The sequence below is a fragment of the Derxia lacustris genome, from assembly GCF_002105195.1.
GTDB classification, from domain to species: domain Bacteria; phylum Pseudomonadota; class Gammaproteobacteria; order Burkholderiales; family Burkholderiaceae_E; genus Derxia; species Derxia lacustris.
This window is the reverse complement of record NZ_MUHU01000011.1, coordinates 178,254-190,616: the sequence shown is the minus strand read 5'-3', so window position 1 is coordinate 190,616 and position 12,363 is coordinate 178,254. Positions and strand designations below refer to the sequence as shown.

The 12,363-nt window shown below is 71.1% G+C and carries 10 protein-coding genes; 4 read left to right on the top strand and 6 right to left on the bottom strand.

Annotated features, from left to right (window positions below):
• Positions 1-200: 200 nt before the first annotated feature.
• Positions 201-1,757 carry a nitrogenase molybdenum-iron protein subunit beta gene (nifK, locus tag B9P64_RS12240; protein ID WP_085316523.1) on the top strand — a complete coding sequence of 519 codons (1,557 nt, stop codon included), beginning with the start codon at positions 201-203 and terminating at the stop codon, positions 1,755-1,757.
• Here nifK and B9P64_RS12235 read toward each other — a convergent pair.
• The 4 genes from B9P64_RS12235 to B9P64_RS12220 form a co-directional block, all read right to left on the bottom strand.
• Entirely contained in the window at positions 1,747-3,102 is a 1,356-nt protein-coding gene (locus tag B9P64_RS12235) for an MgtC/SapB family protein (protein WP_085316522.1), read from the bottom strand. The two genes, nifK and B9P64_RS12235, sit on opposite strands and share 11 nt — an antisense overlap.
• 81 nt (positions 3,103-3,183) lie before the next feature.
• Positions 3,184-4,260, bottom strand: a complete 1,077-nt coding sequence (locus tag B9P64_RS12230; protein WP_085316521.1) for an ABC transporter substrate-binding protein — start codon at positions 4,258-4,260, stop codon at positions 3,184-3,186.
• Entirely contained in the window at positions 4,257-5,417 is a 1,161-nt protein-coding gene (locus B9P64_RS12225; protein ID WP_139826299.1) for an ABC transporter substrate-binding protein, read from the bottom strand. The genes B9P64_RS12230 and B9P64_RS12225 overlap by 4 nt, the downstream gene beginning before the upstream one ends.
• On the bottom strand, positions 5,414-7,546 hold the full coding sequence (locus B9P64_RS12220) for a TonB-dependent siderophore receptor (protein WP_085316520.1): 2,133 nt from the start codon (positions 7,544-7,546) through the stop codon (positions 5,414-5,416). Before B9P64_RS12220 ends, B9P64_RS12225 begins: the two co-directional genes overlap by 4 nt.
• 270 nt (positions 7,547-7,816) lie before the next feature.
• On the opposite strand from B9P64_RS12220, the gene B9P64_RS12215 reads away from it, so the two are divergent.
• Both B9P64_RS12215 and B9P64_RS12210 read left to right on the top strand, forming a co-directional pair.
• The gene (locus tag B9P64_RS12215) at positions 7,817-8,899 is read left to right on the top strand and encodes a FecCD family ABC transporter permease (protein ID WP_085316519.1); all 1,083 of its coding nucleotides are present in this window, start codon (positions 7,817-7,819) and stop codon (positions 8,897-8,899) included.
• A complete protein-coding gene (locus tag B9P64_RS12210; RefSeq protein ID WP_085316518.1) occupies positions 8,896-9,696 on the top strand; it encodes an ABC transporter ATP-binding protein in 801 nt (266 codons plus the stop codon). The genes B9P64_RS12215 and B9P64_RS12210 overlap by 4 nt, the downstream gene beginning before the upstream one ends.
• Positions 9,697-9,705: 9 nt before the next feature.
• On the opposite strand, the gene B9P64_RS12205 is transcribed toward B9P64_RS12210, so the two are convergent.
• Positions 9,706-10,125, bottom strand: a complete 420-nt coding sequence (locus tag B9P64_RS12205) for a TOBE domain-containing protein (protein ID WP_085316517.1) — start codon at positions 10,123-10,125, stop codon at positions 9,706-9,708.
• Positions 10,126-10,188: 63 nt separating this feature from the next.
• Complete coding sequence (locus tag B9P64_RS12200) at positions 10,189-10,614, bottom strand: TOBE domain-containing protein (protein ID WP_085316516.1); 426 nt, start codon at positions 10,612-10,614, stop codon at positions 10,189-10,191.
• Positions 10,615-11,001: 387 nt separating this feature from the next.
• Here B9P64_RS12200 and B9P64_RS12195 point away from each other — a divergent pair, with 387 nt between their 5' ends.
• Complete coding sequence (locus tag B9P64_RS12195; RefSeq protein ID WP_085316515.1) at positions 11,002-12,360, top strand: ABC transporter substrate-binding protein; 1,359 nt, start codon at positions 11,002-11,004, stop codon at positions 12,358-12,360.
• The last annotated feature ends 3 nt before the right edge of the window (positions 12,361-12,363 follow it).

Below are 12,363 nucleotides of genomic sequence, written 5' to 3'. Positions count from 1 at the left end.
GCTCGGTACGAAGAGAAATGCTCATCGTTCGCCTGGAAATGGCGACGCAGGTGCCGCGCCCGCTTGATCCAGCGCAAGCGGAATCGGCGTCATGACGAAATACATTAAAAAACATTGCGCCGGAGGTCTCCGGGGTTCGGGGGGATGCCGGCCGCCGCGCAAGACAGCGCCTCACTTCCCTTTCCTCACCGGAGTCCCCCGTGCCCCAGAGTGCCGCCAAGGTCATCGACCACGAACTGCTGTTCCGCGAACCCGAGTACCAGAAGCTCTTCGCCGACAAGAAGCAGTTCGAGTTCAACCACAGCGACGAAGCCATCGCCGAGATCGTGCAATGGACCAAGACGCCCGAATACCGCGAGAAGAACTTCGCGCGCGAAGGGTTGGTCGTGAACCCGGCCAAGGCCTGCCAGCCGCTCGGCGCGGTGTTCGTTGCGCATGGCTTTCACAAGACGCTGTCCTTCGTGCATGGCTCGCAGGGCTGCGTGGCCTATTACCGCTCGCACTTCTCGCGCCATTTCAAGGAGCCGACGTCCTGCGTGTCGTCGTCCATGACCGAGGACGCGGCGGTGTTCGGCGGCCTCAACAACATGATCGATGGCCTGGCCAACTCCTACAACCTGTACCAGCCCGAGATGATCTCGGTGTCGACCACCTGCATGGCCGAGGTGATCGGCGACGACCTCGACGCCTTCATCAAGAACTCGAAGCAGAAGGGCAGCATCCCGCAGGATTTCGACGTGCCGTTCGCGCACACGCCGGCCTTCGTCGGCAGCCACATCACCGGCTACGACAATGCGCTCAAGGGCGTGCTCCAGTACTTCTGGGACGGCAAGGCGCAATCGACCGAGCCGCTGGTTCGCGTGCCCGACGACAGCATCAACTTCGTCGGCGGCTTTGACGGTTTCGTCGTCGGCAACATGCCCGAGATCCGCCGCATCCTCGACGCCTTCGGCTGCGACTACACCATCCTCTGCGACCCGTCGCGCGCCTGGAACACGCCCATGGACGGCGAGTTCCGCATGTACAACGGCGGCACCACCAAGGCCGAGATCGAGCGCGCCATCCATGCCAAGGCGACAATCTTCTTCCAGGGCTACAGCAGCGAGAAGACCGCCAAGTACGTGCGCGAGAAGGGCCAGGAAGTCGTGGTGCTGCACAGCCCGATCGGCGTGGCCGCGACCGACGCCTTCATCATGGAAATCGCGCGGCTCACGGGCAAGCCGGTGCCCGAGTCGCTGGAGAAGGAACGCGGCCAGCTGCTCGACGCCATCGCCGATTCGCATGCGCATCTGCACGGCAAGCGCTATGCGCTCTACGGCGATCCCGACTTCCTGGCCGGCATGTCCGCCTTCCTGCTGGAGCTGGGCGCCGAGCCGATCCATGTGCTGGCCACCAACGGCGATGCCGACTGGGCCGACGACATGCAGAAGATCTTCGACGCCAGCCCCTACGGCAGCCATTGCAAGGCCTGGCCCAAGCGCGATCTGTGGCACATGCGCTCGCTGCTGTTCACCGAGCCGGTCGACTTCCTGATCGGCAACACCTACGGCAAGTATCTGGAGCGCGATACCGGCACGCCGCTGATCCGGCTCGTCTTCCCGATCTTCGACCGCCACCACTACCACCGCTATCCGATCTGGGGCTACGAGGGCGGCCTGCGCGTGCTGGTGAACCTGCTCGACGAGTTCTTCGAGGCGCTCGACACCAACACCATCGTCGCCGGCAAGACCGACTACAGCTACGACATCATTCGCTGAGGCGGCGGACCGGCGCGGGCGGCGGTGCCGTCATCGCCGTGCCGAGCTGCGGCAGCCAGCGCTCGATGACCGGCGCCGCGCTGCTCGCGGCCAGCACGCCCACCAGCCCCGCCGCCGCGATGCAAGCCATTGCAATCGCGAGCCGGCGGATCAGCGGCCGATGCCGCGTGCGCAGCACGAACGACAGGCTGAACGCGATGCTGGTGAACGACGCGAGGATGGCGCCGTTGCCGGCCACCGTCGGCGCGAGGCTGCCCTGGGCCGCGAGCGTGGCGGCGGCCGCCACCGCGCTGGCGCTCGACATCAGCCCGCCCACCGCGCTCACCGCGTAGAAGCCGGCATCGCCGAGCTGGCGCTGGGTCACGCCGCCGGCGATGTGCAGCAGCAGGAAGATGGCGCCGTACTTCAGCGCCACCGGCAGCGAGAACGGCAGGTCGAGGCTGATGGCGGTGGGCGCGGCGCTGTCGTCATGCCGGCGCCGGTAGCTCCACAGCGCCAGCAGCAGGGCCATCACCAGCATCAGCGCGAAGGCGGGCAGGGCGCCCACCAGCGCGAACGGCGCGAGGATGAGCAGCAGTCCGGCATTGCGCACGACCATGGCCGTGGTGGCGAGCAGGATGCCGCGATAGGCCGTCTCCAGTCCCGCGCCCGACGCCTGGCGCAAGCGCGACGACAGCTCGATCACGGTGAAATTGCTGTTCACCAGCCCGCCCAGAAAGCCCGACAGCTCGGTGCCGCGCGAACCGTAGAGCTTCCAGAGGATGTAGTTGGCCGAGCCGATGGCCGCGATGAGCATCACCGTGATCCATGCGGCGCGCGGCTCGACGAGGCCCCAGGGCCCGACCGGCCCGGTCGGCAGCGCGGGATAGATGACGATGGCGAGGATGGCGAGCAGCAGCGCCGAGCGCAGCTCGCCCTCGGTAAGGCCGCTGGAAAAGCCCGCGAGCCGCTCCTTCCACGCCAGCAGCGCGGTGGCGATCACCATCACCGCCGCTGGTGAAACCGTGTGGCCTTGGCCGCAGAGGATGCCGGCCACGCAGGTCACGAGCATCGCGGCCGAGGTGGTCAGCTCGGTGCCCTGGCCGGCGCGCAGCGTCTGCACGTTGAGCAGCACGGCGAGCAGGCCCACGAGCGCCAGGATGAGCAGCGCGAAGTCGTGCCCGAGCGAGCCGCCGAGCGCGCCCAGCAGGCTCACGAAGCCGAAGGTGCGCAGGCCCGCTTCCTTGCCGCGCCGCTCGCGTTCCAGCCCGATCAGCAGCCCGAGCGCGAGGCTGAGCGCCAAGCGCATGAGGATCTGCACGTAAGGCCATTCGGCGCTGGGCAGCAGTGAGGCGGGATCGGGCATCGCGATTGGCGGACGGAGAGGGGGCGTCCGGCCAGTCTAGGCAGCGCGGGGCCGGCGCGCCGTCGGCGCAGTCCCACGCGGTCAGTGCATGTGCATGGCCTCGTGACCGTCGGGCGGATTGAGGATGGCCCCCACGTCGGCGTCGGCCAGCTCGATGCCGAGCACGTCCTTGTAGAAGCGCCTGGTTTCCTGCTTCAGGTCGAAGGCGAAGCGCTGCGGATGGAACAGCCCGGCGAGCCACTGGATGCCGAGCGCGCGCATCAGCGACGGCGGCCGGTCCATCCAGTTGAACGGCGAATGCGGCACCCAGTAGATCCTGCCGTCGCGCACCGCGCGCAAGCGCTGCCAGCGGCTGTCGGTCTTCACCGCGCTCATGAAGGCGGCTTCCTGCGCCAGGATGATGTCCGGATCCCAGGCCAGCAGCTGTTCGAGGCTGACGCGCTCCATGCCCATGTGGCTGGACGGCGAGCAGCGCAGCACGTTGTAGCCGCCGGCCAGCGCGATCGGCTCCACATGGAAGGACTGGTCGCATTCGGTCGCGAGGCCGTCGGCGCTCTCGGCGTAGTAGACGCGCGGCCAGGCCGATTGCGGCACGCCGGCGACCGCCTTGTTCACGCGGTCGAGCGCGCCGCGAATCTCGGCTGCCAGCGCCTTGCCGCGCGCGTCGCGGCCGGTGGCGCGGCCGAGGAATTCGAGCGCCGGCGCCCAGTCGGCGAGGTTGTCGAGCGTGATGAACAGCACCGGCACGCCGGCCCGGGCGAACACTTCCTCGGTGCGGGCGCGGTCGTTGAACCTGGTGTTCCAGGCCAGGCCGAGCGCGGGCTTTTCCTTGAGCAGGGTTTCCACGTCGAGCGTGCGGCCCATGCCGACCAGACCGCCCATTACCGGCAGGCCGGCGCTGCGTGCCGGCAGCCAGCGCCGGTCGGCCTCGGTGAACGGAAAGTTGACGCCGGCCAGCAGCGCCGGATCGAGCGCATGAATCAGCACGGTGAGCGGCGGCGCCGAGCCGTAGACGCCGGTCACGCGCTCGGGCACCTCGACCTTGCGGCCGAGCATGTCGACGATTTCGCGCGCCTGAACCGGCAGGGCGAGCAGCGCGGCGGCGCAGACGGCGGCGCACCGGCGCGCGAAGGGGAGCAGCTTTGCTGGCGTTGTCATGGCAGTGGCGGTAGTCCGGCGAGGATGCGGCGCGCGGCGTCGTCATCGAGCCGATGGTTGAAGAAGCGGCGGTAGAAGTCGCGCGTGCGGGCGACCAGATCGAGTTGGCCGAACAGCGCCGGATGGAAGCGGCTGGCGGCCCACGGCAGTTGCAGTGCCAGCTCGCTGCCGTAGCGATCCCACGGGAACACGCCGTCGGGATTGATGAAGAGCCGGCCCTCGCGCACCGCGCGCAGCAGGCCGAGCCCGGCCGGGCGTTGCAGCGCGCCGGCACCGGCCAGCACGACGATGTCGGGGTCCCAGGCCAGCGCTTGTTCGAGCGTGATTTCGCGCAGGTTGCCGTCGAGCGCGGCGGCGGCGTTGCGGCCGCCGGCGGCCTCGATCCATTCGTTGACGATGGTGTTGCGGCCGTCGGCCACCAGCGGCTCGGCGCGCGCCAGGTGCAGCACGCTCGGGCGTTGCGCGGCGGGCAGCGGACGCAGCCGGGCGTCGAGTTCGGCGCGCGTGGCGTCGAGCGCGGCGAGGTAGTCGCGGGCGCGTGCCGGGGCGTCGTCGCCGAGCAGGGCGGCGGTGGTGAGCAGGCAGTCGCGCATCGTCGCGAAGCTGCGGAAGCTGGTCTCGACGGTGGCGATGCCGGCCGCCGCGAGCCGCCTGCCGGCCGGATCGCCGGGCGGCACGAAGGCGAGCTGGGCGCCGCGCAGCAGCAGCTCCTCGGCGTTGAAGGCGCCGACCTGACTCGTCGCCGCGCGCCTGAGGCCGGGCGCCACGCGGTACATCCACGGGCGCGCCGACGGCAGGCAGACGGTGGCGACGATGCGGTCGGCCGCGCCGAGCGTGAGCAGCAGCGCGTTGTGCGCCGGCCAGCCATCGGCGATGCGCGCGGACGGCGCCGGCAGCGGCACCGGCCGGCCGAGCACATCGCGCGGCGGCGCCACCGGTTCGACGGCGTTGCCGCCGCTGCCCGTGCCGCCGTTGGCCGGCAGGCTCGCGGCCGGCGCGAACGATGCGGTCAGCAGCTCGGGCCGGGCCTGGGCGCGGTTGCCGCCAGCGCCGAGCGCCAGCGCACCGGCCACGCGCGCGCCGACGCCGTCGAGCGCAAGCCCGGCTGCGGTGCGTGCGGCCCGGGCCAGCCAGCGTCTGCGCGCGCGCAGGTTCACAGGTCGAACTGCACGCTGGCAATCACGGTGCGCGGCGCGGCAACCGTGGCCGCCGCATTGCCGGTGCCCGAGTAGCCGTTGAGCCCGCCCGCGACCACGTTGGTCCAGTAGCGCGTGTCGGCCAGGTTGTTGGCCGACAGCCGCCACACGGTTGCGTTGCCGCCGATGCGCGCGTTGTAGCGCAGCCCCGCGTCGGCCACCACATAGCCGCCGATCCAGTCGGTGTTGGCGTTGTTGGCGGCGCGCTTGCCCGCGCCGGCCACGCGCGCACTGAGCGACAGCCCGGCGACGGCCGGAATGCGCAGCTCGCCGGCGACGCTGGCGGCCAGCCGGCTCAGGCCGACGATGCGCTTGTTCTCGCTCGCCGCGACCGAGGATTGCGTGAGCTTGGGATCGAGCCAGGTCAGTCCGCTGTAGATCGACAGCAGCTCGCTCGCGCGGCCGGTGGCGCCCAGCTCGATGCCGCGATTCACCTGCTCGCCGTCGGTGGCGTAGACGGCGCCGGTCGCGGCAGCGAACGCATATGGCCGCACGATGCGGAAGGCCGTCGCGCTCAGGTCGAGGTCGGCGGCGCGCGCCTTCCAGCCGGCTTCCCATTGCTTGCTGCGATAGGGCGAAAGCCACTGGCCGGCGTTGGCGCTGCCGGCCGGCGCCACATCGCCGGGCTGGAGAGTGTCGCTGTAGCCGGCGTAGACGCTGCTGTCGGCGGTCGGCTTGTACATGAGGCTCGCGGCGGGACTGAGGCCGTCATCGCTCATCGGCGCACTGGCCACGCCGGCGGCGCTGTAGTTGCGCAGCTTCATGCGGCTCCAGCTGGCGCTGAGCATCAGCTTCCACCGGTCGCCCAGGCCGAGTTCGTCGGCTGCCATCACGGCCTGCTGCTGCTGGCTGGCGCTGCGGTAGCGCGCGACGTAGTTGGGCCAGACCGGCGCGGCGTAATCCATCGGCGCGCCGATGCGCGCGCTGCCGAGCGTGACGCTGCGGCCCGCGACCGGGTTGAAGTTTTCCCAGTCGAAGCCGCTGTTGGCCAGCGTCAGCGCATGCGTGACCGGGCCGGTGACGGCGCGGCCATTGAGTCGCAGCTGGTTGCTGTCGACGGTGAAGCGGCTGGCGGTCGTGGTGCTGGCGCTGGTGGTGTAGGCGCCGGTCGTGGCGTTGGTGACGGTGTTGGTCACGGCAGAGGTCTCGCGGTCGGCGATCTGGCGCAGATAGCCGAGCGTCAGCGTCCAGTCGGGCGCCAGCTCGCGATGCAGCAGAAAGCTCATCGTGCGGGTGTCGTTGTCGGCGCCGGCGTAGTGCTGGCCGTAGCCCTCGCGCGCGGGATCGACCGGGCCCGGAAACTTCACGCCGGTGGCGACGGCAAAGCTGCCGGGCAGGCCGCGCGCCACGTAGTGATAGCGGCTGGCGTTGAGTTCGAGCCGCGTCGCCGCGTCGATGTCGGCATCGACCGCGAGGCTGCCGAGCTGGCGCCGCAGCACGCTGTTGGGCGCCCACGAGCGGCCTTCGTCGTCGAGCAGGTTGGCGCGCAGGCGCAACTTGCCGTCGGCGTCGAGCGGCTGGCCGAAGTCGGCATGCACGAGCCGGCCGCCGCTGTCGTTCGTGCCCAGCGCGATGCGGCGCAGCGGCTCGCGCTCGGCGCGCTTGAGCACGTAGTTGAAGTTGCCGCTGGCATTGGCCGCGCCGTAGAGCGAGCCGGCCACGCCGCTCATGACCTCGATGCGGTCGAACTGCTCCAGCGGGTAATCGGTGGTGCCGACGATGTTGAAGCCGTCGATGCGGGTGTTCTGGATCACGCCGCCCTGCACGCCGCGCGCCTGCGGTCGCACTGCGTCGGCCTGTACCCAGGGCAGATAGCGCAGCGCGTCGGCAATCGTCTTGCCCTGCTGGTTGGCGACGAGTTCGGTCGGCACGACCGACACGGCATACGGCGTGTCGACCAGCTCGCGCTCGCCGAGCGCGCCGACGGCGGCGCGGCGCGTGCGCTCGCGCAGGTCGGGCTGGGCCTCGCCGCCGATGGTGACGGCCGGCAGCGCGACCGCCGTCTGCGCCTGCGCGCCGTGCAACGCCGGGCCGAGCGCGAGCAGCGCAAGCGAGGACAGGTGGGACTTCTTCTTGTGACTCTGTGACATGGGAGGCGTGGGTTCTGTTTGGTGGCGACGCGCCCGGAGGGTGTGGACGCGTAACCCGTCACTGCAATATCCAAACCAATATGACGATAAGCGCTATATCCATGCGGAAATTGAGAAAGTGACCATCGCCGGAGGGTCGGAGGCGCGCACACGCTCTGCGCGATCAACGAACGTATTCGCAGGCTTGCCGACAAAATGTTCGATTCGCTACATCGGATGCCTGCCGGGCTCGGGCCAACTGCTGGATCGTCGCTTGCTAGCGATAGCACCATGCATATATCGCGAAGTCTCGACACGCCGGCCGTTGCGCCGCCTTCCCTTGTCACCGCGCTTCGCCGCGCGCGCGCCGCGCTGCTGCTGCCCGGTCTGGCCCTGGCGCTGCTGCTGGCGATGGCACTGGCGCTCGCCCACGGCCGCTATCCGCTGCCGGCCGTCGATGTGCTGCGACTGGCGCTGGCCGATCTCGGCCTGCTCGACCTGCCGGCCGAGCGGCTGGCCTTCCTGCACAACCTGGTCTGGGACATCCGGCTGCCGCGCGTGCTGGCGGCGGTGCTGGTGGGCGCGGCGCTGGCCACCTCGGGCGCGGCCTATCAGGCGGTGTTCGCCAATCCGCTGGTGTCGCCCAACATCCTCGGCGTGCTGGCCGGCGCGGCGTTTGGCGCGGCGCTCGGCATCGTGGTGTTCAACGACTGGCGCATCACCCAGCTCACGGCGATTGCCGGCGGCTTTGCGGCGGTGGCGGTCGGCGCCGGCATTGCGCGGCTGTTCGGCATCGACGGCATCGTGATGCTGGTGCTCGGCGGCATTTTGTCGGGCGCGCTGTTCTCGGCGCTGCTGTCGCTGGTCAAGTACACCGCCGATCCGCTCAATCAGCTGCCGGCCATCGTCTACTGGCTCATGGGCACGCTGGGTCAGGCCGATCTGCCGACCATCGCCCGGCTCGCGCCGGCCATGCTCGGGTCGATCGCGCTGCTGCTGGCGCTCGCGCGCCAGCTCGATGCGCTGGCCATGGGCGAGGTCGAGGCAGCCTCGCTCGGCGTGCCGGTGGCGCTGGTGCGCGGCATGGTGATCGCGGCGGCCACGGTGGCGTCGGCGCTCACGGTGGCGATGGCCGGGATGATCGGCTGGCTCGGGCTGCTGGTGCCGCACATCGCGCGGCTGGCGGTGGGGCCGGTGAATGCGCGGCTGCTGCCGGCCAGCGCGCTGATCGGCGCCATCTTTCTGCTCGGCGCCGATGCCATCGCGCGCGGCGTGACGACCGCCGAGCTGCCGATCGGCCTGGTCACCGAGCTGGCCGGGCTGCCGATCTTTCTGCTGGTGCTCGGCCGGGTGCGCCGGGCCTGGGCGGCATGAGCGCGCTGCCCGTCGCCGCCGAGGCGCCGCTGGCCGAGCTGCGCGATCTGCGCTTTGGCTATGGCGCGCGGCCGGTGCTCGACGGCGTGAACCTGACGCTTGCGCGCGGCGAGGTGCTGGCGCTGCTCGGCGCCAACGGCAGCGGCAAGAGCACGCTGCTGCGCCTGCTGCTGGGCGCCCGCAAGCCCGATGCCGGCGCGGTGCTGCTGCATGGCCGGCCGCTGCGCGACTGGTCGCGCGGCGAGGTGGCGCGCCGGCTGGCCTATGTGCCGCAGAGCCATGTGCCGCCGTTTCCCTACACCGTGGCCGACATCGTCGCGCTCGGCCGGCTGCCGTGGCGCGGCCGGTTTGGCGCGGCCGGCGCCGGCGACCGCCGCATCGTCGCCGAGGCCATCGAGCGGCTCGGCATTGGTCCTCTGGCGGCGCGCCGCTATACCGAGATCAGCGGCGGCGAGCGCCAGCTGGCGCTGATCGCGCGCGCCGTGGCCCAGCAGGCCAGCGCCATCGTCATGGACGAGCCGGCCACCGCGCTCGACTACGGCCATCAGTGGCGGATGCTCGATCTGGTGCGCGCGCTGGCGCGCGACGGCTACAGCTTCGTGATGAGCACCCACACGCCCGAGCACGCGCTGCATGCGGCGACGCGGGTGGCGCTGCTGGCCGGCGGGCGCATCGTCGCCGACGGCGCGCCGCGCGACGTGGTCACGCCGGCCGGCATCGAGCGGCTGTACGGCATTCGCGTGGCCGCCGTGGCCGCGCCCGACGGCCGGCGCGCCGCCTTCTTTCCGCTCGACTGAGCGGCGCGCTCACACGCCGACGATGACGCTGCCGGCCTTGAACATCGCGGTCGCGGTCCCGCCCTCGGCCAGCCCCAGCTCGGTCACCGCCTCGTTGGTGACGACCGCCTGCAGCACATTGCCGCCCACGTCGATCGACACATCCGAATTGACCGCACCGGCCGCGATGCGGACCACCGTGCCGGTGAGCTGGTTGCGCGCGCTGAAGCGCAGGCCCGGCGTGCCGGACACCACGATCACCGACGGCGCCTTGATGAGCGCGACCGCCTTGCGCCCCGGCACCAGACCGAGCGCGCGCGCGCTCTCGACGGTGACGGTGGAGACGATCTTCACGCCGCTGGCGGTGGTGATCTCGATCTCGGAATTGACGGCGCCCGGGGTGACGGCGGTGATGCTGCCTTCGAAGACATTGCGTGCGCTGATGGTCATGAGCTGCTTTCTGGCGAGGGAAGGGGCGCGGTCGCTGCCGCGCCGGAGGCTTGCAAGGATGACTCAGACCGCGACGCCGACGATGACGCTGCCGGCCTTGAAGATCGCCGTCGCCGGCGCGCCGATCGACAGGCCAAGCTCGGCGATCGCGTGATTGGTGATGACCGCCTGCACCAGCACGCCGCCCACATCGATGCCGACCTCGGAATTGACCGCGCCGGCCGAGATGGCGGCGACCGTGCCGGCGAGCTGGTTGCGCGCGCTGAAGCGATAGCCGGGCGTGCCGGCCACCACGATGACCGACGGCGACTTGACGATGGCGACCGCCTTGCGACCGAGTTCCAGCCCGAGCGTCTCGACGCTCTGCATCGTGACCGTGGCGACGATGCCGACGCCGCCGGCGGTGCCGATGACGAGCTCGGCATTGACGGCGCCGGGAGTGAGCGCGGTGACCGTGCCCTCGAAGACATTGCGTGCGCTGATGGCCATGGCGGTTTCCTGTTCTTGTGGTGTGAGGAGAGGCCTGGCGCCGCTGCGGACCGCGGCGGCGCCAGGCGCGGCCAACCTTAGTTGTATCGCCAGGGAATGGCGAGCGGCAGCCGGACGGCCGGACCGGCGGCGGCGCCCGCACCGGCCAGCCCGCGCCTGCCGCCGGCGCGCCGCCACGGCCGCGCAGCGATGTCGCTCCGTCGCATCGCTGTATTACAAAATACACAAACAGAACAATCGCCGACACGGAGCGAGTTGCCAGCGCTGGATGGTCGGAACTCCCGGCCGCGGTGGCGCTTGATGCAACTCAGCTATATGACGATGACTGGCGCCGGACCGGCCCGCATGGCGCGCCGCTTGCAGCGCCCGCGTCATGGAGGACTTGCGATGAAACCCGACCCGAAGATTTGCAACCGTGGCGCCGTCGCCGCAAGCGGCGATAGCTGCAAGGCCATATCGAAACGCCGGCGCGTGCTGACGGCGGCGCTGGCCTCGGCCTGCGCGCTGCCGGCGCTGCGCCCGGCGCTTGCCGCCACGCGCCAGGTGCGCGTGCTCACCGCCTATCCCGACGAGGTGCTGGCCGCCTTCGAGGCCGGTTTCGAGCGCGCCAATCCCGGCCTGCATGTGCAATGGATCTGGCGCATGCCGCATGACGCGCTGCCCTATCTGAGCGAGCCCGGCCAGCACGGCGTGGACGTGTACTGGAGCGCCTCGCCGCGCACCTATGCGGCGCTCAAGCAGCGCGGCGCGCTGCGCCGGCTCGGCATCGACGCTGCCGGCCTGCCCGACAGCATCGGCCGCACCCGCATCGCCGATGCCGACGGCTACTACCGCGCCACCGAGGTGGCCGGCTATGGCTGGGCCAGCAACGACGCGCTGCTCGGCCAGCTCGGCGTGGCGATGCCGCGCGACTGGCCCGACCTGACCGCGCCGGCGCTGGCCGGCCGCATCGCGCTGCCGATTCCGGCGCGCGTGGGCTTTGCGCCGGTCATGGTCGATCTGGTGCTGCAAGGCTGGGGCTGGGAGCGCGGCTGGGCGCTGTGGAGCGAGATCGCCGGCAATGCGCGGCTGGTGGATCGCGGCGCGACCTTCATCACCGACGAGGTCGGCGAGGGGCGGGCGGCGCTGGGGCTGACCATCGATTTCTTTGCCGCGTCGGCGGTGGCGCGCGGTGCCGGCATCGGCTTTGGCTATCCGCTGCACAACGGCATCAATCCGGGCGCCATCGCCATCACCGCCGGCGCGACCGATGCGGCGGCGGCCGAGGCCTTTGTGCGCTATGTGCTGTCGGCCGAGGGCCAGTCGCTGCTCGCCACGCCGGCGATCCGCAAGCTGCCGGTGCGGCCCGAGGTGTATCGCGCTGCGGCGGCCGGCAGCTTCGATCCGTTCGCGGCGGCGGCGGCCGGCGGCATGGATTACGACAACGACGCCGGCCGGCCGCGCCTCGGGCTGATCGCGGCGCTGTTCCAGCACTGGCTGATCGAGGATCACGCGGCGCTGGTGGCGCTGTGGGCGCGCGTGCATGCGGCCGAGCGCGCCGGGCGCGATGCGGCGGCGGCGCGGGCGGCGCTGACGGCGGTGCCGCTCGATGCGGCGGCGTCGGCCGAGCCGGGGCTGCGCCGCGCCTTCGAGCAGATCGAGGGCGGCGACACGCGCGGGCCGCAGGCGGTGACCGACGGCTGGCGCGCGGCGGCGGCGGCCGGGCGGGCCCAGGCGGCGCGGGCGCTGGAGGCGGTCGGTGCTTGAGCG

Coding starts and splice junctions, on each gene's coding strand:
- B9P64_RS12230 (WP_085316521.1), bottom strand. CDS start 4,260: ATGACAACGCCAGCAAAGCTGCTCCCCTTCGCGCGCCGGTGCGCCGCC.
- B9P64_RS12205 (WP_085316517.1), bottom strand. CDS start 10,125: ATGACCATCAGCGCACGCAATGTCTTCGAAGGCAGCATCACCGCCGTC.
- B9P64_RS12220 (WP_085316520.1), bottom strand. CDS start 7,546: ATGTCACAGAGTCACAAGAAGAAGTCCCACCTGTCCTCGCTTGCGCTG.
- B9P64_RS12235 (WP_085316522.1), bottom strand. CDS start 3,102: ATGCCCGATCCCGCCTCACTGCTGCCCAGCGCCGAATGGCCTTACGTG.
- B9P64_RS12210 (WP_085316518.1), top strand. CDS start 8,896: ATGAGCGCGCTGCCCGTCGCCGCCGAGGCGCCGCTGGCCGAGCTGCGC.
- B9P64_RS12215 (WP_085316519.1), top strand. CDS start 7,817: ATGCATATATCGCGAAGTCTCGACACGCCGGCCGTTGCGCCGCCTTCC.
- B9P64_RS12195 (WP_085316515.1), top strand. CDS start 11,002: ATGAAACCCGACCCGAAGATTTGCAACCGTGGCGCCGTCGCCGCAAGC.
- B9P64_RS12200 (WP_085316516.1), bottom strand. CDS start 10,614: ATGGCCATCAGCGCACGCAATGTCTTCGAGGGCACGGTCACCGCGCTC.